Origin of the sequence: Aeromonas sp. 602200 (assembly GCF_049173895.1) — a bacterium.
In the GTDB taxonomy this organism is placed as follows: Bacteria; Pseudomonadota; Gammaproteobacteria; order Enterobacterales; family Aeromonadaceae; genus Aeromonas; species Aeromonas veronii_A.
The window spans coordinates 37,199-55,639 of the sequence record NZ_JAAKSL010000005.1 but is presented as its reverse complement, the minus strand read 5'-3'; the positions used below and the strand labels follow the sequence as shown (position 1 = coordinate 55,639).

17 protein-coding genes and 1 riboswitch are annotated in these 18,441 nt (G+C 62.5%); of the genes, 8 read left to right on the top strand and 9 right to left on the bottom strand.

What is annotated here, in order from left to right; translation table 11 throughout:
- Positions 1 to 60: 60 nt before the first annotated feature.
- Positions 61 to 1,047 (bottom strand): sodium:calcium antiporter, encoded by a 987-nt coding sequence (locus G5221_RS08330; protein ID WP_421263084.1) that lies wholly within the window; start codon positions 1,045 to 1,047, stop codon positions 61 to 63.
- A gap of 88 nt (positions 1,048 to 1,135) precedes the next feature.
- Positions 1,136 to 1,242, bottom strand: a riboswitch (yybP-ykoY riboswitch).
- A 169-nt stretch (positions 1,243 to 1,411) separates the two neighbouring features.
- Between G5221_RS08330 and G5221_RS08325 the strand changes: the two genes are divergently transcribed.
- Positions 1,412 to 1,999: a superinfection exclusion B family protein gene (locus G5221_RS08325; RefSeq protein ID WP_216952701.1), complete on the top strand. Its 588-nt coding sequence runs from the start codon at positions 1,412 to 1,414 to the stop codon at positions 1,997 to 1,999.
- Between the two features lie 96 nt (positions 2,000 to 2,095).
- Here G5221_RS08325 and G5221_RS08320 read toward each other — a convergent pair whose 3' ends face one another.
- From G5221_RS08320 to G5221_RS08310, 3 genes are all read right to left on the bottom strand, one after another.
- Positions 2,096 to 2,956, bottom strand: coding sequence for an AraC family transcriptional regulator (locus G5221_RS08320; protein ID WP_323906431.1), 861 nt, complete (start codon positions 2,954 to 2,956; stop codon positions 2,096 to 2,098).
- A 4-nt stretch (positions 2,957 to 2,960) separates the two neighbouring features.
- Positions 2,961 to 3,458: a GNAT family N-acetyltransferase gene (locus tag G5221_RS08315; protein ID WP_421263083.1), complete on the bottom strand. Its 498-nt coding sequence runs from the start codon at positions 3,456 to 3,458 to the stop codon at positions 2,961 to 2,963.
- Between the two features lie 429 nt (positions 3,459 to 3,887).
- Complete coding sequence (locus tag G5221_RS08310; protein ID WP_421263082.1) at positions 3,888 to 4,412, bottom strand: GrpB family protein; 525 nt, start codon at positions 4,410 to 4,412, stop codon at positions 3,888 to 3,890.
- A 614-nt stretch (positions 4,413 to 5,026) separates the two neighbouring features.
- On the opposite strand from G5221_RS08310, the gene G5221_RS08305 reads away from it, so the two are divergent.
- Positions 5,027 to 6,190: a hypothetical protein gene (locus tag G5221_RS08305; protein ID WP_421263081.1), complete on the top strand. Its 1,164-nt coding sequence runs from the start codon at positions 5,027 to 5,029 to the stop codon at positions 6,188 to 6,190.
- 109 nt (positions 6,191 to 6,299) lie between these two features.
- Entirely contained in the window at positions 6,300 to 7,076 is a 777-nt protein-coding gene (locus G5221_RS08300) for a substrate-binding periplasmic protein (protein ID WP_421263080.1), read from the top strand.
- A gap of 12 nt (positions 7,077 to 7,088) precedes the next feature.
- Here the strand turns inward: G5221_RS08300 and G5221_RS08295 are convergent, their stop codons facing one another.
- Positions 7,089 to 7,937 carry a helix-turn-helix transcriptional regulator gene (locus G5221_RS08295; RefSeq protein WP_335827786.1) on the bottom strand — a complete coding sequence of 283 codons (849 nt, stop codon included), beginning with the start codon at positions 7,935 to 7,937 and terminating at the stop codon, positions 7,089 to 7,091.
- Between the two features lie 145 nt (positions 7,938 to 8,082).
- On the opposite strand from G5221_RS08295, the gene tyrS reads away from it, so the two are divergent.
- From tyrS to G5221_RS08280, 3 genes are all read left to right on the top strand, one after another.
- On the top strand, positions 8,083 to 9,348 hold the full coding sequence (gene tyrS / locus G5221_RS08290) for a tyrosine--tRNA ligase (RefSeq protein ID WP_421263079.1): 1,266 nt from the start codon (positions 8,083 to 8,085) through the stop codon (positions 9,346 to 9,348).
- Positions 9,349 to 9,516: 168 nt separating this feature from the next.
- On the top strand, positions 9,517 to 10,428 hold the full coding sequence (locus tag G5221_RS08285) for a lipase family alpha/beta hydrolase (protein ID WP_031227935.1): 912 nt from the start codon (positions 9,517 to 9,519) through the stop codon (positions 10,426 to 10,428).
- Positions 10,425 to 11,174: a lipase secretion chaperone gene (locus tag G5221_RS08280; RefSeq protein WP_335827354.1), complete on the top strand. Its 750-nt coding sequence runs from the start codon at positions 10,425 to 10,427 to the stop codon at positions 11,172 to 11,174. Before G5221_RS08285 ends, G5221_RS08280 begins: the two co-directional genes overlap by 4 nt.
- Positions 11,175 to 11,210: 36 nt before the next feature.
- Here G5221_RS08280 and G5221_RS08275 read toward each other — a convergent pair whose 3' ends face one another.
- The 4 genes from G5221_RS08275 to sgrR all read right to left on the bottom strand — a co-directional run bounded on the left by G5221_RS08275 (position 11,211) and on the right by sgrR (position 16,644).
- Positions 11,211 to 11,912 carry a hypothetical protein gene (locus G5221_RS08275; RefSeq protein ID WP_335827376.1) on the bottom strand — a complete coding sequence of 234 codons (702 nt, stop codon included), beginning with the start codon at positions 11,910 to 11,912 and terminating at the stop codon, positions 11,211 to 11,213.
- A 44-nt stretch (positions 11,913 to 11,956) separates the two neighbouring features.
- A complete protein-coding gene (locus G5221_RS08270) occupies positions 11,957 to 12,352 on the bottom strand; it encodes an acyl-CoA thioesterase (RefSeq protein ID WP_005336457.1) in 396 nt (131 codons plus the stop codon).
- 265 nt (positions 12,353 to 12,617) lie between these two features.
- A complete protein-coding gene (gene katG / locus G5221_RS08265) occupies positions 12,618 to 14,795 on the bottom strand; it encodes a catalase/peroxidase HPI (RefSeq protein ID WP_421263078.1) in 2,178 nt (725 codons plus the stop codon).
- A gap of 145 nt (positions 14,796 to 14,940) precedes the next feature.
- Positions 14,941 to 16,644: an HTH-type transcriptional regulator SgrR gene (gene sgrR, locus G5221_RS08260; protein WP_421263077.1), complete on the bottom strand. Its 1,704-nt coding sequence runs from the start codon at positions 16,642 to 16,644 to the stop codon at positions 14,941 to 14,943.
- A gap of 100 nt (positions 16,645 to 16,744) precedes the next feature.
- On the opposite strand from sgrR, the gene G5221_RS08255 reads away from it, so the two are divergent.
- Positions 16,745 to 16,921 (top strand): hypothetical protein, encoded by a 177-nt coding sequence (locus tag G5221_RS08255; RefSeq protein WP_005336463.1) that lies wholly within the window; start codon positions 16,745 to 16,747, stop codon positions 16,919 to 16,921.
- Positions 16,922 to 17,073: 152 nt separating this feature from the next.
- Positions 17,074 to 18,342, top strand: coding sequence for an O-acetylhomoserine aminocarboxypropyltransferase/cysteine synthase family protein (locus G5221_RS08250; protein ID WP_331379349.1), 1,269 nt, complete (start codon positions 17,074 to 17,076; stop codon positions 18,340 to 18,342).
- The last annotated feature ends 99 nt before the right edge of the window (positions 18,343 to 18,441 follow it).

Below are 18,441 nucleotides of genomic sequence, written 5' to 3'. Positions count from 1 at the left end.
TCCAACCGATACAACAAAGCCCCCTGCCAAGGGGGCTTTTTCATATCCGCGCTTCCCGCTTCAGCTCACCAGCAACCAGCCGCAGAAGCCGAGATAAAGCAAGCCCACCAGTGCCAACCGCCCGGCGGTCATCACCCCCTTTCTGAAGCCCCACCAGAGCAACCCGACCGCCAGCAGCGTCACCAGCGAGGAGGCCATCATGGCGCTATCCAGCAGCCAGGGGGTGAATAGCAGACAGAACGCCTTGGGGATAGTGCCCTGGATCATCATGGCCCCGGAGATATTGGCCAGCGCCAGCCGGTTCTTGCCCTGCCGCACCCAGATCAGCACGTTCATCAGCTCCGGCATCTCGGTCGCCACCGGGCTCAGCAGCAGGGCCGCTAGCACCGGCGAGAGGCCAAACAGCTCGCCCATGCTCTCCAGCTGATGGACAAACAGTTGCGCTGCCAGCGCCACCACTACCAGCGCCGCCAGCGTCTGCAGCAGCACCTTGCCAAGAGGCGGGATCCCGGCATTTGGAGCCAGCTTGAGAGGCTCAGGCAACTCGACCTCATGGCTGTCGCTCTGCTTCAGCTCGCGCCTTACATAGACGAGGTAGACCAGCAGGAAGAGCGGGGCCAGCCAGCTCTTGCCGGTAAAGGCGACCAGACCCAGTACAGTGGCCACCAGAAAGATTCCCATAAACCAGCGCTGATCCCGGCCAATCTCGCGCTGTACCTCGCCATCGATGGCCCGTTCGGTACGCCCCATGCAAAGCAGCAGGGTGAGGCCGACCGCCGCGTAGCCGATGGTAGCCAGCACCAGCGGCCCGCCGAGGGCGGCACCGATGCCAATCTCTTGCTGGGCGGTCGTGTTACCCATCAGCAGGGCGGTCAGGGTGACGATGCATTCGGGCAGCGCCGTACCCAGTGCAGCCAGCAGCGAACCGGTGGCACTTTGCGAGAATTTGAAGTGGTGTCCGGTCCATTCGATGCCGTTGACGAAGTATTCGCAGGCAAGGTAGATGGTGACCGCAGAGACGAGAAATAACAGCAGGGTAATCAACATAATAGATACCGCCAGGCGAGCAGAATAACCGATGGACCCGACATGGCTCGCCCGGCTGGCGTGCATATCGAGGCCAAAGGTCTTGCAGAGCGATAGTGCCTATCGCCGCCCATGCCATGGATGCGAGGATCCAAGAGTGTTGACATGGGCCCGGCCCGGAATACGGGCGGGTTGCTACTCCCCAATGACTGAGGGGACGTTTTACCAACTCGACCGCCGCCTCACAAGGCAAATTACTGACAACTCATTCAATAAGTTGTAAGGAAATGTATCGCTAGCCTCCCCTCCCCGCCACCATTACGCTGTTGGCACACCGATTGCTGTAGGTAGTTCACTATCCACAACAGTTTGGGAAGGATGAACAATGAAACGGTGGATCCAACATTTCTATCAACTCAGCCGCCTCAATTGGCTAATGGTCTGGTTGTTGCTCTGTTGCAGCATCATTTTGCTGTTTCCGGCCGGGCTGATGAAAGGGGCCGTCAGCCAGTGGGCTGCGGATCATGCGGCCTGGCTGGGGGTCGGCATGCTGATCGCCATCTCCTACTTCTGCAGTCAGGGCTTCCTGATCGCCTGGGAGTGGGCTTGCGAAGAGTGGCAGGCGCGCCGTCAGCAGGACCAGCTGGCCCAGATGATCGGCTTCCTCGACTTCAACGAAAAGGCGGTGCTGCGCGAGTTCGTGCTGCAGCGTAAAAGCGTCATAAACTTGCCGATCACCGAGCCCGCCGTCAAAAACCTGATGGATGCCGGCGTCCTCACCTATGCCTACGGCAAGCCGACCCGAGATAAGGATGACGAGAACCAGATCCGCGCCCTGATGATCGCCCTGCCCGCCCGACCGCTGCTCACCTACAAGGTGCTGGGGCTGTCGCGTGGCAAGATGAGCGACGAACAGGTGGAGCAGATCATGAACGCCCGCCCCAAGTTCGCCCAGAAGGGGTTCCAGCGCTAACCGCCGCCCAACCGCCAGATGCAAAAGAGCCGGACACTGTCCGGCTCTCTCGTTTCTGCGCGACATGATGTACCGCTCAGCTTCCCCTTCTGCGCCCTACCCCTTGAGGCTGGAGCAAAAGCTGACATCGTCCTGCACCGGATCATCGCTCATGCTGTGATAGAGCTCGAAGCAGGGGCCATTGCCAAACTCCAGCCCGGCAGTAACGATGTCGCCGATATGTTCCTGCCAACGCGGGCCATACTGACTGCGGTCGGTAATAAGATAACGGGACTGGGCATAACGACCGGCGGGAATAAGCTGGATCTCGACCGCTCCCATCCCCACCGTCCCCGCAGGTACCGTCACCCCGATGTCAGTGCGACACTGGGCTGGCGGGGTCACCTCGGGGTTATCGTGATAGATGAAGATCCACTCCCCACCTTCCAGACCGCGGGCGCTGGCCCACTGATGCAGCTGACTACAAACGGGACCATACCCCTCGCCATAGGGGCCGGTGACACGCATATAGGCCAGAGTGCGGGCGTCCATCTCGATGGTTTTCATGGTATTGCTCCTTGCTGATGAGTGACCCTCAGCATAAGGATTAGGCTGCACAAGTGCGTGTCCATCCTTGCTCATCAAGTGTCCATTCTTGCTCTTGTCGCGGCGAAACTCTCCCGGCGTGCAACCATAGTAACGGCGAAATACCTTGGCAAACGCCTGGGAGCTGGCGAGCCCCGCCCCCAACGCAATGGCCGTGACACTGGCATCGGTATAGCAGAGCTGCCAAGCAGCCCGCTGGATGCGCAGACGACGACACATCTCCCCGGGCGTCTCCCCCGCCACAGCCGTAAACACCCGGTGAAAATGGTAGAAAGACAAGCAGGCACTGCTTGCCAGCGTTTCAATGGAGAGATCGGGATTCTGCTCCAGCGCCCGGATCGCCGGGCGCAATCTGGCCTGATAGTCGACCATGCCGTTAGCGACTGACGCTCCCCGCAACTCTGGCCATATAGAGCGCATCTACATAACGCCCCTGGCGGAAGGCATAGTCACGGGCTCGCCCCTCCTCGGTAAAACCGAACTTGCGATAAAGCGCCTGTGCGGGCTCATTGTCGGTATAGACGGTCAGCTCAATCCGGTGCAGGTTGAGCCAGTTATCGGCCAGATCCAGCGCCGCGGCCATCAGGGCAGAGCCCACCCCTTTGCCGGCCCAGTCATCCCGTACCCCCATACCGATACAGGCCACATGCTTGCGTCTCGGATTGGACTCAACCAGCAGCGAGAGCTGGCCTACCAGCAGGCCGTCGACCTCGGCGACCAGCGCCACCACACCACTCTGTTCCAACCGCTGTTGCCACAGCCCCAAGGTCGGAAAAGGCAGTTGCAAGGTGCCCGCCTGGGCATTGGGCATGGCGTAGAGATCCCGCAAGGCGGGGACATCGGCGGGTTCGGCATGACGGATAGTAATCTGCATATGAGGCTCCTTCTCGAAACCCCCATCATGCAATATCCGGCGCGGTTACACATCCCCTACCCACACCCATTTGTCTTGCCTATCAAAGGGCGATGAAAAAGCCATTGACCCATCGCTGGGCAACGCTCTGGACCGGTTCTGTGTCTGCGAGGAGAGAAACCATAACAGCAAGAACACTGCACAGCGACAGCGATGCCCCGTGGTCGACAACAACAGCCTTGCTACGCACCTGATGCGTGCCCTCATCAATGTGGAGAATAACGCCATTGATACGGCCCAGCTCGATCTCCTCTAGCAGGCCGACACTGATTACGCCAAGCGGGTCGAGCCGGCACTGGCCACCTTGCTGCGCCGACTCACTAGCTGGCAGAAGCCATCAGCAACAAAACGGGGCCATCAGGCCCCGCCTTCCGTTGCGTACACGCTCGCTCAGAGAGCAGGCCCCAGCCCAGCCAACCACCGCAGCGCGCGCGTCTCATGCTCTTTCACAAAGGCATTCTTGCCCGCACAGTAACGCTCGATATCATGCTGACAGCTCGCAGCTACCGCCTGCTTCAACTCGGCGTATTCCCTGCATGCAGCCGGGTGGGCTCTTAGATAGTCACGAAAGGCCAGATGGCGGCGCACATGGTCATCCCCTTGCAAGAAGGCGTGGATCTGGTGAGTTCTCTCATCACCCCCCTTGCGGAAATAGCGGCGACGCGCAATCCCGCACTCCCCCATCGCCTCATAACCCAGCGCCTCCAGTTGCCCGTTCTGCTCATCAAGCCGATCCAGCGATGACACCTCCAGCATGATGTCAATGATGGGCTTGGCCGCCAGGCCTGGGACCGAGGTACTGCCAATGTGGTGGGCAGTCAGCAGGCAATGATCCAGCACACTGCGCAGTTGGGTCTCTTCCGCCACAAAGTGGACTGGCCATTGAGGGTTGTAGGATACGACGTCGACTCTCACGATTTTAGCTCTCTGGATAATTGCCGATGGCGTCGGGCAACAGGGTATGCGATGGCTGGACAAGATAACCAGACGGCCAGCTACACGACAAATGCCCAGCAACAAAAAACGGAGCCCGAGGCTCCGTTTTTCAATGCGTTATCAATCCCGGACAGAACGCGCTTCGCGCTCTTGCCGCTCCCTTGCCAACAGGCGTTTGTACCACCAGCTACTGCGACGACGTTGTGCATTGGAAGAGCGACGAGCCATTTCTTAGGTTCCAGCCAAGAGTAGAAAGGAGCTGCATTATGCGACAGGGATCACGCCTATGTCTTTAGCTGGATCAAGAAAAGCCTCGCAGATCCCCTCAAATCATCTTCGTATCCTGCGACCATCTGGCTACTGACAACACCATCCCTGAGCACACCAGGCCAGCGGGCTCACTCAGACCAGCAACCCGGCCCGAGTTTACTTGACGGATAATCATACAGCCTGCTGGTATTGTGGAGCCAATATGGTAGCCTGCCAGCGCCTGCGGGCAGTCTCTCGCTGCCACGCGCAAACTCCCGGTGAATTTGTCGCTTCCTGACAAAATATAACCTTATTTATCAAATCGTTATTTGGATCTTATCCCAATGCGTATCATGCCGTTGCTCAAGGCGGCCTGCCTGAGCCTGATGTTGTCCGCCTGCGTTGCCCCATTGCTGATGATGGGTCCCACCAGCCAGCTGATGTGGGCCCTGCTCAAGCCGCTGGTCGGCTTTGACCCGAACGAGGTCAATCTATTCGAACAACCCCTGATCAAGGATCGGATGACCGCCATCCTTGGCCCCAACTACGACAGCACCATGCAATTGCTCAAGACCGCCAATGAATTGCAGCAGGAGGGTCCGCTGTTTTACGTCGTATCCCGTTATGCACCTGTACCCGATATAGCCAAGCAGGCGGGGATGGTGTGGAACTCGCAAACCAACCAGATGTCTGTGTTGCTGCAAAAAGGGGATGGCACCACCCAGACCTTTGGCGAAAATCTGGCGGGCACGGTACCGACCTGGCCAACCGCCATGCAAGGCTGGCAGACCCCTACCAGCCAGCTCACCCCGGCGACCAATGCCCTGACCGGCGCGGCGACCAGTCAGAGTGGCGCCTCCCCCTTCTCCCTTGGCAGCGCGCTGGGCACAGTGACCCGCGGCGTCACCGGCTCGCTGACCAACAGCGCCAGCCAGGCCATCAGCGGCGCAGCCGCCAACGCTACAGGACAGGCCACCCAAGCGGTGAGCCAAAGCACGACCGCTCTTACCCGCACTGCAACCACCGCAGTCACTTCACCTGCCAAACAGGCGGTGAGCAGCACAGCTGCGACCGCGACCCAAGGAGCCACCAAGGCCGTTGCCGCTCCTGCCAAGCAAGCAGTCAGCAGCGCCACTGCGACCATGACCCAAGAAGCCACCAAGGCCGTTGCCGATCCAGCCAAGCAAACCGTCAGCAGCGCCGCTGCGACCGCGACCCAAGAAGCCACCAAGGCCGTTACCGCTCCGGCCAAACAGGCTGTCAGCAGCGCCGCCACGACCGTGACACAGGAAGCCACCAAAGCCGTTGTCGCTCCGGCCAAACAGACAGTCAGCAGTGCCGCCGCTACCGTGACGCAAGAAGCGACCAAAGCCGTTGCCGCTCCGGCCAAACAGGCCGCCAGCGCTGCCTCTCATACGGCCGGAGAGAGCATTGCCGATGCCGCCAGAGCGGCGGAGGCCAAGGCTCGCGCCAAGGCAGAGGCGGAGATGGAAGCCCTGCTCAAATAAACCGACAGGCCACCGCAAGGTGGCCTGTTTTTTATCCCGCTACCGGATCATGACGTTATGGAAAAGGCCACATAGACTGTTAGGTAACTACCCGCACAAGGAGTGCATCATGCGTCGTCTGCTCCCTGTTCTCGCTTCTCTCGCCCTGTTTATCGCGCTCCCTGCTCCGGCACTTATCTACTATTCGGAGCAGAACATGCCACTCAATGGCCAGGATAAAAATGGTCAGCCTGTGGGGTTGGCGGTCGAGTTGCTGCGCCTGATGTGGCGCGAAATGGGGGAGCCGGAGCAACCCATCCACTTTCTGCCCTGGGCCCGCGGCTGGTATCTGCTGACCCAGCAGCAAGAGGCTGTGCTCTTTACCACAGCGCATACCAAGGAGCGGGATCCCCACTTCCTCTGGGTCTGCCCCATCAGCCACTCCAGGGTCGCGCTGGTCGGCCGCAAGCAGGATGCCCCCAAAGTGACCAGCAAAGCGGATCTCGCCAAGCTGCAGATTGGTGTGATGCAGGCGGATGTCGGGGAGCAGTTGCTGCTCAACCGCGGGATCAGCCCAGGCAATATGATGTCGGTAGAGCGCATGGATCAGGTGGTGCGCCAGCTCATCATGGCACGCACCGATCTGGTGGCGGGCAACGAGGTGATGTTGCGCCATCAGGCCAAAGAGCTGGGTTTCCCCAGCGAGGATTTTGTCACCGTCGCGATCATTGAAGAGCAGGACAACTGCTTCGCCTTCAACCTGAGGGCAGACAAGCAACAGGTTGCCCGCCTGCAACAGGCGCTGGACAAGGTCAAACAGGGGGGTGAATACAAGCAGCTGATGAAGCGCTACCAGTTGCTCAGTATCCTGCCCGAAACAACTCCCACCATCCCGCGCCTCGAGTAACCCCGGCCCGCCCTATGGCGGGCCCTCTCTATCTCCCGCCGATGATGCCTGTGATGCCTCCACCGGAGCCGTAATGAGGTGGTTCAGAAAGAGATTGAACAGCTCGGCCCGCGAGCCGAGCCGCAACTTGCCGTAGAGGTGCTTGCGGTGATTCTTCACCGTGCCACTGCCAATCCCGAGCTCCGCGGCAATCGCCTCGGTATCCAGCCCCTGCAGCAGCAACTCCGCCACCTGCCGCTCGCGCCGGGTAAGCCTATCGCCCCCGACACTCGCCATCGCCTGCTCCACCGCACTCCGGAGGCTGGCGCTGTCTGGCAGCACAGTGCTCTGGGCCAACAGCGGCTGGCTCTGCCGCCACTGCTGACGACAGAGCGAATGTACCAGCGGGAACAGCTGCTCCAGCCTCGCCAGCTCGTCACGGCTGAGGGTACTGCGCTTGTCGAGTCGCCCCAGAAACAGCATCAGCGTCAGTCCGTCCCGCACCGGCAGGATCAGCCCCACCTCCTCCTGCCAGCCGGTGGCCTGATAGAAGTGGTGGCGATATTCGGGATCGAGCCGCCCTTGGGAGACCTGCGCCAGGGTCCAGACGCCGGCAGGCAAGCCCTGCTCCAGCGCCTGCATAAAGGGATCCTGACTGAAGTGGCTGGTGAGGTAGCGATCAAACAGCAGAGCCCGCTGATGGTTGAGGTTGTCGTAGAGGTAGACGGGCCGCTGCCCCACCCCGAGCAGCAGGGCGCAATCAAACGCCACCTGTTGCTGGATCAGCCGCACCAGCGCCGCCGCAAAGGCGCTGCTGTGCAGGGCATCGACCACCTCGGTCATGCTGCGGGTCAAGGCATCTGTGGTGAATGGCTGGGTCATGGTGGCACGTTTCCGGTGACGGGGAGCGATTCCCCGCTATGGCTGAATGCTAGCACGAGAGTGGCAAAACTGTCCCTCAGGGGACATATCCGCCACCGGCCAGAACGGCGAGGATGACGGCTTTTCCCCTGTTGTTGGAGTACCCATGATCAACCCCCACCTGCTCGATGAGCTGACCGAGCGCGGCCTTGTGGCCCAGAATTCCGACCCGGCGGCCCTGGCCGATCATCTTGCCACCCCGCGCACCGTCTATTGCGGGTTCGATCCCACCGCTGGCAGCCTGCATATCGGTCATCTGGTGCCGCTCTTGATGCTGCGCCGCTTCCAGCTGGCGGGCCACACCCCGGTGGCACTGGTGGGCGGGGCAACCGGCCTTATCGGCGATCCCAGCTTCAAGGCGACCGAGCGCAGCCTCAACAGTGCTGATACCGTGCAGGGTTGGGTCGCCAGCCTGTCGGCCCAAATCAGGGCGCTGCTGCCCGCCGATGAGGGCCTGTCGGCCCCGCAACTGGTCAACAATGGCGACTGGATGGGGCAGATGTCCGCCCTCGACTTTCTGCGGGATATCGGCAAGCACTTCTCGGTCAACGCCATGCTGGCGCGGGAATCGGTGCGCCAGCGGCTGGCTCGCCCGGATCAGGGCATCTCGTTCACCGAGTTCTCCTACGCTCTGCTGCAATCCTACGATTTTGCAGTGCTGCACCAGCGGCTCGGTTGCACCCTGCAGATTGGCGGCAACGATCAGTGGGGCAATATCACCAGCGGCATGGATCTCACCCGTCGCCTCCATCAGGCGCAGGTGCACGGCATGACCCTACCCCTTATCACCAAGGCAGACGGCACCAAGTTCGGCAAGACCGAAGGGGGCGCGGTCTGGCTCGATCCGGCGCTCACCTCCCCTTACGCCTTCTACCAGTTCTGGCTCGGCACCGCGGATGAGGATGTCTACCGCTTCCTGCGCTACTACAGCTTTATGTCGCTGAGCGAGATTGATGCACTGGAGGCGGAAGACGCAAAGCGGCAGGGGCGCAAGCAGGCCCAGCAGGTGCTGGCCGACGAGCTGACCGAGCTGGTACACGGCAAGGCGGCGCTGGCTGCGGTGCAGCGCATCAGCGAGCTGCTGTTTAGCGGCGATGTTGCTCGCCTCGGCGAGAGCGATCTGGCCCAGCTGGCGCAGGATGGCATGCCGTGTAGCACCGTCAGCGGCGAGACGGATCTGGTCAGTCTGCTGGTCAGCTGCGGTCTGGCTAACTCCAGGCGCATCGCCCGCGAACTGCTGGCGGCAGGCGCCATCAGCCTCAATGGTGTGCTCAAGCAGGATGATCAGCTGAGTGCCACTGATCGGCTGTTTGGCCGCTACCTGCTGCTGCGCCGGGGCAAGAAGCAGTATCACCTGGTGGAGTGGCAATAAGCCGCAGGGCGGGGAGCTCAGCTTCCCCGCCCACACCCTGAATCCCTTTTGAATCCCGAGTTGCGATCCCCCTCACAGCCTCTCCCGTCAGCAGCCACCATACTGGCACCGGCGAACATGGAGTACGCCACACAATCTGTTCCTCACGAATCAACAAGGATGCTGATGATGAAGAGATGGCTTCTGGTGCTGCTCTGCACCCTGCCCATGCTGGCACACGCCAGCGGATACACCCAGACCCGCTACCCCATAGTGCTGGTGCACGGCCTGTTCGGCTTCGACAAGCTGCTCGGGGTCGATTACTTCTACGGCATTCCCCAGGCCCTGAGCCGGGATGGTGCCAAAGTCTACGTGGCCCAGGTGTCGGCCACCGCCAGTTCGGAGCAACGGGGCGAACAGCTGCTCGCCCAGGTTGAGCTGCTGCTGGCTGCCACCGGCGCTGAGAAGGTCAACCTGATCGGCCACTCCCACGGCGGCCCCACCATCCGCTATGTCGCCTCGGTCGCCCCCGAGCTGGTCGCCTCCGCCACCAGCGTCGGCGGGGTCAACTACGGCTCAGAGATTGCCGATCTGGTGCGGGCCAATGCCGCCCCCGGCAGCGCCGCCGAGAAACTGGCTGCCGCCGCGGCCCACGCCCTCTCCGGCATGATTTCACTGCTCTCGGGCGGGAGCCAGCTACCGCAAGATCCGGTCGCCGCCCTCGATGCCCTCACCAGCAAGGGGGCCAGCCAGTTCAACCAGCGCTACCCGGAGGGGCTGCCCAGCCGCTATTGCGGCGAGGGGCCGATGCAGGCCAGCAACGGCGTCTACTACTTCTCCTGGAGCGGGCGCGGCAACCTGACCAATCTGCTGGATCCGGTGGATCCTGCGCTGGCGCTGACCGGCGCCTTCTTCAAGGAGCCCAATGACGGACTGGTCGGGGTCTGCAGCAGCCATCTCGGCAAGGTGATCGGCACCGACTACCGGATGAACCATCTGGACGAAGTGAACCAGTCCTTCGGTATCCACCATCTGTTCGAGACCGATCCGGTCACCCTCTATCGCCAGCATGCCAACCGTCTCAAGGAGCTGGGACTATGAAGATCGCCACCCTGCTCGTCGTGCCCTGCGCCATCACCCTGCTGCTTGGCGGAGTGTTGCTCTGGCCCACGGCACCGACGGCAGACTCATCCCCCGCTCAAGCCAGCCAGCATGCACAGAGCCACCCGCACGATCCCGAGCAGGAGGCCGCCGATGCCCTGCAGGCGCGCTATCGCACCTTTGTCTCCGCCCAGAGCAGCCTGACGGTGCCCACCGAGATCTCCCTCGCCAGCCTGCAGATCCTGTTTGACGAGCGGGAGCAGCTGCGCCAGCAGAGCTTTACCCCGGCGGAGCAGGCCCAGCTGTTTGCCGAGGATCGACTGATGGAGCAGCTGACCCTGCGCCGCAGGGCGCTGGCGGAGGCGAGAGACAGCGACAAGTCGCAGCTGGCCAGCGAGCTGGATCTCTGGCTGGCAGAGCAACCGGGCTGGTTTCGCGAGGCGGAGGCCAACAGCCGCCTGCTTGAGGAGTTGCAAGAGCTGGCGCAGATGGACCAGGCCAAACGGGAGGCTCTGCTGCTGGAGACAGGGGGGCCGGAAGCGGTGGATCGGATGCGCCAGCTTGAGCAGAGCCGGCAAGGGTTCGAGGAGCAGCTCAGCGGCTTTCTGGTCGAGCTCAGACAACTGCCGAACGAGGCACGGGCCGAACAGCAGCAGGAGCTGCTGGCCCGCTGGTTCGAACCCGGACAGTGGCGCCGGGTCGAGGCGCTCACCCGGCTCAAACTGGGGGAGCCACAAGCCGAATGAGAAGGGGGCCCGCGATGGGCCCCCTTGCTATTGCGCTTATTGCGGCTTGTTGGCACCCGGCAGCGGCTGCCAGGTGAGGCGGGTCACCTGAATGCCCTGCACCTCGCACTTGAGGCTCAACTCCTGCCACCCCTTCTCCTGACGCAGGGAGACCTCCCCTTCGATCCCCTGCTCGCCAATCTTCAGCTTATCCTGCTCGAAGATCACCTTGTCGCCGTGGGCGAGATCCATCAGTTTGCCGTTGCATAGCCAGTGAGCGAGATCCGCCCCCTTCAGCTTGACGCCACCCTTGGCCGCCTTCTGCTCGGCCGCGCTCACCACAAACAGCTTGCTCAGCTCGGCGGCCCGCTTGGTGAGCCACTCCTGACGCTGCTGCATGCTCATCTTGCTGACGAACTCGGCGGGCTGCCCCTTCTCGTCCAACCATTGGGTCAGCTTGCCGCTGTCGTCAAAGGCAAACTGGGCGGCGGGCTCTTTGACCCCGAACAGCTTGCCGCCCTTGAAGTAGTAGCGGCTCTCCCCTTCCAGCTTGCCCAGCTCGTTCATGATGGGCACGGCGATGATGACGGGGGCGCCATCGATCCAGGCCTTGATGTCGACGCCGTCATGGCTGAATTGACGGGTATCGAGGGCGCTCTCGGCCCCCTTCTCCATCAGGGTAAACTGCTCGGCGAGAGAAGCGGCCAGAGAAGGGAGGGAGCAGAATCCCAGGGTCAGCGCGATCGCTGTGTTGCGCATTGAGTTGTACATAACACTCCTGTGATGGGCCATCCGGCCCGTGGTTAACTCTCTGTCAGCCAGGCCCGCAGCCCTTCCCGGTGAGCATCGCTCAGGGGCAGGGATTGGCGGGCCCGGTAGTCAAAATGGATCAGGGTCGTTTCGGCGGTGACGGCCAGTTCGCCGCCCTGCCAGGCCTCCTGCCAGACCGTAAAGGAACTGGTGCCGATGCGGCGCACGCCAGTCTTGATGGTGACCGGCTGGCCGTAGAACAGCTCCCGTTTGAACTGCACCGTATAGCCCGCGATGATCAGATGCCAGTTATGCACATCCAGATCGGGGGAGAAGATCCGGAACAGGGGATCCCGCGCCGATTCGAACCAGACCGCCGGCACCGTATTGTTGATATGGCCGAGGGCATCCGTCTCCTGAAAGCGGGGTTGGATCTGCATTTCCAGCATGAGTTGACTCCTTGTCTCTTTGTTTCTGTCCTTGTCCTGTTGATTGGACATCAGTGGCCAATGGGTGGCCGCCGGGCATCATCAGCGGATCAGCATGTTACATGATACTGCTGGGCCAAGGACAGGGATGCCAGCGGCCCTGCGCGACCGGCCAGCGGGTGTCGCAGCGCTGCGGATTGTAGGGCTGCACAGAAAAGCGGGCAGTAAAAAGCCCCGCACCTCTTGGCTGTGCGGGGCTGGTGCAGCTAGCTAAACGGCTCGGGGACTAGCCCAACAGATCGAAGCGATCCGCATTCATCACCTTGTTCCAGGCGGTGATGAAGTCACAGACAAACTTCTCCTTGTTGTCATCCTGGGCATAGACCTCGGCATAAGCGCGCAGCACCGAGTTGGAGCCGAACACCAGATCCACCCGGGTGGCCGTCCACTTCAGCGCGCCGCTGCGGCGATCGCGGATCTCGTAGAGATTGCTTGCTTTCGGCAGCCACTGGTAGCCCATGTCGGTCAGGTTGACGAAGAAGTCGTTGCTGAGTACCCCGACCCGATCGGTAAAGACCCCGTGCCCGGTTCCGCCGTGGTTGGTGCCGAGCACCCGCATCCCGCCGACCAGCGCCGTCATCTCGCAAGCGGTGAGCCCCATCAACTGGGCGCGATCCAGCAGCAGCTCTTCCGCCGTCACCACATAGTCCTGCTTGAGCCAGTTGCGGAAGCCGTCGGCCAACGGTTCCAGCACCTCGAACGAGGCCACATCGGTCTGGGCCTGAGTGGCGTCCCCCCGGCCCGGCGCAAACGGCACGCTCACCGTCACTCCGGCGGCCAGCGCAGCCTGCTCGATGGCGAGGTTGCCCCCCAGCACGATGAGATCCGCGACGCTGACACCACACTCGGCCGCCAGCTTGTCATAGACCGCCAGCACCTTCGCCAGCCTCGCCGGTTCGTTACCCGGCCAATCCTTCTGGGGCGCCAGCCGGATGCGGGCACCGTTGGCACCGCCCCGCTTGTCGGAGCCTCGGAAGGTACGGGCACTATCCCAAGCGGTACTCACACGCTCGCTGATGGAGAGGCCGCTGGCGGCAATCCTGCCCTTCACCGCCGCCACGTCATAATCGACACGTCCGGCAGGCACCGGATCCTGCCAGATCAGATCTTCTGTCGGCACATAGGGGCCGACATAGCGGCTCTTCGGCCCCATATCCCTGTGGGTCAGCTTGAACCAGGCACGGGCGAAGGCGTCGGAGAAGGCCGCCGGATCATCGCGGAAGCGCTCGGCAATCTTGCGATACTCGGGATCGAATTTGAGCGCCATGTCGGCATCCGTCATCATGGGTTTGCAGCGGATCGAGGGGTCCTCCACATCCACCGGCATATCCTCTTCGGCGATATTGATCGGTTCCCACTGATGGGCCCCCGCCGGTGATTTTTGCAACCACCAGTCGTACTTGAACAGCAGCTCGAAGTAGCCGTTGTCCCACTTGGTCGGGTGGGTGGTCCAGGCCCCCTCGATGCCGCTGGTCACAGTGTTGCGGCCGATGCCGCGGCTGTGGTGATTGATCCAGCCGAGCCCCTGCTCCTCGAGGCTGGCCCCTTCCGGCTCGGGCCCAAGCTGTTTGGCATCGCCGTTGCCGTGGGCCTTGCCGACTGTGTGGCCACCGGCGGTCAGCGCCACCGTCTCTTCATCATCCATCGCCATGCGGGCGAAGGTGACCCGCATATCCTGCGCGGTTTTCAGGGGATCAGGCTGGCCATCCACCCCTTCCGGGTTGACGTAGATAAGCCCCATCATCACCGCCGCCAGCGGGTTTTCCAGATCACGCTCGCCGGAGTAGCGACCACCCGGCTTGCCGCTGGGCGCTAGCCACTCTTTCTCCGATCCCCAGTAGATATCCTTCTCCGGGTACCAGATATCCTCGCGGCCAAAGGCAAAGCCGAAGGTTTTGAGCCCCATGGACTCATAGGCCACGGTGCCCGCCAGAATAATCAAATCGGCCCAGCTGATCTTGTTGCCGTACTTCTTCTTGATGGGCCACAGCAGGCGACGGGCCTTGTCGAGGTTAGCGTTATCCGGCCAGGAGTTGAGGGGGGCGAAACGCTGGTTGCCGCTGCCACCGCCGCCCCGGCCATCGGCGATGCGGTAAGTCCCGGCCGAGTGCCAGGCCATGCGGATCATCAGGCCGCCGTAGTGGCCCCAGTCGGCGGGCCACCACTCCTGACTGTCGGTCATCAGGGCGGTCACATCCTGCTTGAGGGCCGCCATATCGAGCCCCTTCAAGGCTTGCCGATAGTTGAAGCCGGCCCCCAGCGGATTGGTCTTGGTATCGTGTTGGTGAAGAATGTCGAGGTTGAGGCTCTTCGGCCACCACTCCATTCTGGACGTCTCGACGGAGGTGGTTCCCCCGTGCATGACCGGGCATTTTCCTGCGGAACTGTCTGAATTGTTGCTCATCGTTTTCCTCATTTGCTCTGCTGTCCATAACCTGAAACAGCATGGCACAGAGGCGTGACACAAACTGTGCAGCAGCGGCCGATTTACGGATCTTTCACGCAAGCGGCCGCGGAGCGCCCATCGGCCGCGACAGAAATTGGATGAACTATGGCGCCTCTGCGGGCTGATGGGGCGGCTCGGGCCGCAGCCAGGCGCTGCGAAAATCGAACCAGCCGAGCGCCGTCATCCGCACCCCGTGCACGCCGACCCGGCTCTCCAGCTCCAGCCAGTGGTGAAACAGCGGCACAAACCAGCTCTGCTGCTGCACCCTTGCCAGCAGGGCGCGGGGGCCGGGCTCCTCACCGCTGGCCCGCCACTGCATCAACCCTTGCCACAACTCATGCTGACTGCTCCACACCTTGCGCAGCAACGGGGTGCCCTGCAACCAGGCGTAGGGGGCAAAGGGGCCGGCATGTTCGAGGTTGAGGGTGCCGAGCCAGAGATCCACATCCTCATCCTCGCCGCTCACCCAGCGGCCGTAATCGAGGGTGCGCACCTCCAGCCGGATCCCCTGTTCGGCCAGCAGGCTGCTCATGGCGTTGGCACACTCGTTGAACTCCAGATGCTGGTTAAAGCAGGCAAGCACCAATGTCGTCGGCAACTGCGCCGGTCTGGGCAAGGGCGCGGGCAGTGCTTCGCGCCAGTGGGGCAGCAGGCCGAGGGCGCTGGTCCAGCCCCGTTGCAACTCGGGGGCGACCCGCCCCATCAGGGCCACCGGATTGAGCAACTGGCCGAGCCACTGGCGCAGGGCGGGATCCTGCAAGGATCCGGAACGATCGTCCTGCAGCAGGAAGTAGCAGCCCGACTCCAGCTCCGATTCGCCGCGCATGGTACCGAGCTCAGGGCTGTCGCGCCCCAGCTGCAGGTGGGTCTCCAGCCGCTCAGCAAGCTCCGGCAACATCCAGATGTCGATCTCGTCGAGCAGGGCGCGCAGGCCGAAGTAGTCGTCAAACGCCACAAGGCAAAGATGCAGGGGATCGTTGGTGGCGACCCGGTAAGGGCCGGTGCCCACAGGTTGCAGGGCAAAGCCCGCCTCCCCCTTGAGCTCCCGCGGCAAAATGGTCGCCACCGGCTCCGCCAGCAGGTGGGGCAGCCAAGGATCCGGGCTGTCGAGATAGAGATCCAGGGTGCGCGGCCAAGGGCTCTCCAGCCGATCCAGATGGGCGAACAGCGGGCGATCCCGCAGGGCCAGCAGACTCTCCATCACATCCTCTACCACCAGCTCGCGGCCATGGTGAAAACGCACCGCCGGGCGCAGGTAGAAGCGCCAGTGGCAGGGGCCCAGACACTCCCAGTGGTGGGCGAGATCCCCTTCGATTTCCCCATTTTCCTCATTTCGCCGGGTCAGGCCGTTGAAGATCTGGCGGCTCAGATGAATTTCGGAGCGGCGCATCGGGCCGGTGGGCAGCAACTGCGGCAACGGCCGGTAGTATGGCACCCGCAGGATCTGGCGCCCCTCGCGGGTGGCCTGACCGAGCTGTTCGATCAGCAGCGGGGTGAGCAGATCGAGGCGATCCTCGGCCAGCCGCACCGCCTGCGCCAGCTGGCCCTGACTGAGCAGATCCCGCAAGCGTCGCCGGGTCAGGCTCTCCTGACTGTCGAGCAGGGTGAGCCGGGAGCGCCGCCCCCGCCCCGCTTCCGCCGACCAGCTGAGCCAGCCCTGATCCTGCATCCGCCGCAGCAGCAGGCGAGCGTTGCGCGGGGTGCAGCAGAGCAGATCCGCCACCTCGGCGAGGCTGATCTCCCGCTCGTCGCTGCCAAGCAGCTGGGCGAGTCGTTGAAATTGCTGGTAGAGGCGACCGGTCGGCATAAAAGAGGAAATCCTGTTGCTGTAAGTCATCAGTTTTTACTTCCGCATTTTAGCTCAATACTGCTGATGAACGTGAGAACCACAGCAGAGGAGCACCATCATGAGCCACGCCAATCCCCTCAAACCGAACCGGATCCAGCAGACCCTGCGCCGTTACTTCAAGCGGATCCTGCCGCGCCCATTGCCGCTCATCGAGGATCCCATGCAGCAGCTCAACCGCCTGATGCAGTGGGATATGAACCAGATCGATGACAAGGAGTATCGCCGCCGCCTCTGAGTACGGCAGGCCTGCCTGCCACTCGGGACGCGCATCCCCTGCGGGCGACACTGCTTTGCCGGATCTTGCTGTTTACATCGGCCACGGGCCTGATAGATTGGACGTCTATCCATCTATAACTGCTACAAGCAACATCCAACAAGGAGTGTGTGATGAAAGATGCGACCCTGGCCCTGCACCACGGCTTTTCCAACGACCCCACCACCAAAGCGGTCGCCGTGCCCATCTACCAGACGGTGGCCTACGAGTTCGAGAGCGCCCAGCACGGGGCGGATCTGTTCAATCTGGCGGTGCCGGGCAATATCTACACCCGCATCATGAACCCCACCAACGATGTGCTGGAGCAGCGGATGGCCGCGCTGGAAGGGGGGATCGCCGCGCTGGTGGTCTCGGCAGGTTCCGCCGCCATCACCTACGCCATTCAGGCGCTGACCGCCGCCGGTGACAACATTGTCTCCACTCCCCAGCTCTATGGCGGCACCTACACCTTGTTCGCCCACATGCTGCCGAGTTTCGGGGTCGAGGTGCGCTTCGCCAAGGATGACAGCGCCGAGGCCATCGCCGCCCTGATCGACGACAAGACCAAGGCGGTCTACTGCGAGAGCATCGGCAACCCGGCGGGCAACATCGTCGATCTGGCCGCGCTGGCCAAGGCCGCCCACGCCCGTGGTGTGCCGCTCATCGTCGACAACACGGTCGCCACGCCGGTGCTCTGCAAGCCCATCGAACACGGCGCCGACATCGTGGTACACAGCCTGACCAAATATGTCGGCGGCCACGGCAACTCGCTGGGTGGCGTAATCGTCGACTCGGGCAAGTTCCCCTGGGCGGATCACGCCGAGCGCTTCCCGCAGCTGACCAAACCCGAACCCTCCTACCACGGAGTAGTCTATACCGAGGCCTTTGGCCCGGCCGCCTTTATCGGGCGGGTACGCACCGTGCCGCTGCGCAATACCGGCGCGGCGCTGGCGCCGATGAACGCCTTCCTGCTGCTGCAAGGGCTGGAGACCCTGAGCCTGCGCATGGAGCGCCACGTCGACAACGCCCTGCGGGTCGCCAACCACCTCAAGCATCACCCCAAGGTGGCCTGGGTCAGCTATGCCGGTCTGCCGGGTCATCCCCACTATCTGCTGGCAGAGAAGTACATGGCCGGTCGCCCCTCGGCCATCCTCTCGTTCGGTCTGAAGGATGGTTATGAAGCGGGCGTGCGTTTCTACGATGCGCTGAAGATCTTCAAGCGGCTGGTCAATATCGGCGACGCCAAGTCGCTGGCCTGCCACCCGGCCTCCACCACCCATCGCCAGTTGAGCGAAGAAGAGCAGGCCAAGGCTGGGGTGAAACCCGAGATGATCCGGCTGTCGGTCGGGATCGAGGCGATCGAGGACATTCTGGCGGATCTGGATCAGGCGCTGGATGCCTGAGTCAGTCAGCAAGGGAGCGGGCATCAGCCCGCTCTTTTTTACTGCCGGTGAACCGTCCCCCTCGCCCGTTCGTACACACTTTCCCGCCACCGAATCGAG

Excerpts from the sequence above, each read along its gene's own strand:
- G5221_RS08270 (WP_005336457.1), bottom strand. The coding sequence starts at position 12,352 with ATGCTGGAAATGCAGATCCAACCCCGCTTTCAGGAGACGGATGCCCTC.
- G5221_RS08295 (WP_335827786.1), bottom strand. The coding sequence starts at position 7,937 with ATGACCCAGCCATTCACCACAGATGCCTTGACCCGCAGCATGACCGAG.
- G5221_RS08320 (WP_323906431.1), bottom strand. The coding sequence starts at position 2,956 with ATGGTCGACTATCAGGCCAGATTGCGCCCGGCGATCCGGGCGCTGGAG.
- G5221_RS08250 (WP_331379349.1), top strand. The coding sequence starts at position 17,074 with ATGAAAGATGCGACCCTGGCCCTGCACCACGGCTTTTCCAACGACCCC.
- tyrS (WP_421263079.1), top strand. The coding sequence starts at position 8,083 with ATGATCAACCCCCACCTGCTCGATGAGCTGACCGAGCGCGGCCTTGTG.
- G5221_RS08275 (WP_335827376.1), bottom strand. The coding sequence starts at position 11,912 with ATGCGCAACACAGCGATCGCGCTGACCCTGGGATTCTGCTCCCTCCCT.
- G5221_RS08315 (WP_421263083.1), bottom strand. The coding sequence starts at position 3,458 with ATGCAGATTACTATCCGTCATGCCGAACCCGCCGATGTCCCCGCCTTG.
- G5221_RS08280 (WP_335827354.1), top strand. The coding sequence starts at position 10,425 with ATGAAGATCGCCACCCTGCTCGTCGTGCCCTGCGCCATCACCCTGCTG.
- G5221_RS08325 (WP_216952701.1), top strand. The coding sequence starts at position 1,412 with ATGAAACGGTGGATCCAACATTTCTATCAACTCAGCCGCCTCAATTGG.
- G5221_RS08305 (WP_421263081.1), top strand. The coding sequence starts at position 5,027 with ATGCGTATCATGCCGTTGCTCAAGGCGGCCTGCCTGAGCCTGATGTTG.
- katG (WP_421263078.1), bottom strand. The coding sequence starts at position 14,795 with ATGAGCAACAATTCAGACAGTTCCGCAGGAAAATGCCCGGTCATGCAC.
- sgrR (WP_421263077.1), bottom strand. The coding sequence starts at position 16,644 with ATGCCGACCGGTCGCCTCTACCAGCAATTTCAACGACTCGCCCAGCTG.
- G5221_RS08285 (WP_031227935.1), top strand. The coding sequence starts at position 9,517 with ATGAAGAGATGGCTTCTGGTGCTGCTCTGCACCCTGCCCATGCTGGCA.
- G5221_RS08300 (WP_421263080.1), top strand. The coding sequence starts at position 6,300 with ATGCGTCGTCTGCTCCCTGTTCTCGCTTCTCTCGCCCTGTTTATCGCG.
- G5221_RS08330 (WP_421263084.1), bottom strand. The coding sequence starts at position 1,047 with ATGTTGATTACCCTGCTGTTATTTCTCGTCTCTGCGGTCACCATCTAC.
- G5221_RS08255 (WP_005336463.1), top strand. The coding sequence starts at position 16,745 with ATGAGCCACGCCAATCCCCTCAAACCGAACCGGATCCAGCAGACCCTG.